Source organism: Micromonospora sp. SL1-18 (assembly GCF_047921505.1).
In the GTDB taxonomy this organism is placed as follows: Bacteria; Actinomycetota; Actinomycetes; order Mycobacteriales; family Micromonosporaceae; genus Micromonospora.
On the sequence record NZ_JBLROA010000192.1, the window covers coordinates 1 to 841 of the forward strand.

At 76.2% G+C, this 841-nt stretch carries 1 pseudogene; it reads left to right on the top strand.

What is annotated here, in order from left to right:
* Positions 1 to 756 (top strand): annotated as a pseudogene (locus tag ACNAW0_RS30490) (hypothetical protein); the annotation flags it as partial.
* Between the last annotated feature and the right edge of the window lie 85 nt (positions 757 to 841).

Sequence of the window (841 nt, forward strand, 5' to 3'; positions counted from 1 at the left end):
CCCGCGGAAGCCTTCCCGGCGCTCACCGCCGCCGAAGCCGCCCTCACGCCGGTCCTCACGACGGAAGCCACCCTCACGCGGACCGGCGCCGTCCCGTCGGAAACCGCCCGCACGGTCATCCCGGCCGAAACCGTCCTGGCGACGGTCACCGCCGCGGGAACCGCCGGCACGATCGTCCCGCCGGTAGCCCTCACGCTGCTCGCCGCCCCGGAAACCACCGTCACGCCGGTCGCCGCCACGGAACCCACCGGCGCGGTCGTCCCGCCGGAAGCCACCCTCACGGCGGTCACCACCGCGGAACCCGCCCTCGCGGGAGCCTTCCCGGCGTTCACCGCCGCCGAAGCCGCCCTCACGCCGGTCCTCACGGCGGAAGCCACCCTCGCGCGGGCCCGACCGGAAGCCCTCCCGCCGATCGCCACCCCGGAAACCGCCCTCACGACGGTCAGCACCCCGGAAGCCCGCGTCCCGGTCATCCCGACGGTCGCCGCTGCGGAAGCCGCCCTCGCGGTCGTCGCGGCGGAACCCGCCCTCTCGTGGCCCGGCGCGGAAGCCAGCTTCACGGCGATCGCCGTCCCGGAGCCCGCCTTCGCGGGGACCCGACCGGAAGCCACCCTCGCGGCGGTCGCCGCCGCGCGAGCGGTCGTCGCGGCCGCCCCGGTACGAGGGGCGGTCGTCGCGGCGGGCGTCGCCGCGCCCCTCGCCACGCTCGGCGCGATCCTCGTAACGGCGGGGGCGGTCCCCGCCCTGCGGTCCTGAACTCACAGGTACATCCTTCCTGAATGCGTCGCCAAAGACGCTAACGCAGTCAAGGGCCGACCCTGCTGGGGCGGCCCTTGACTGG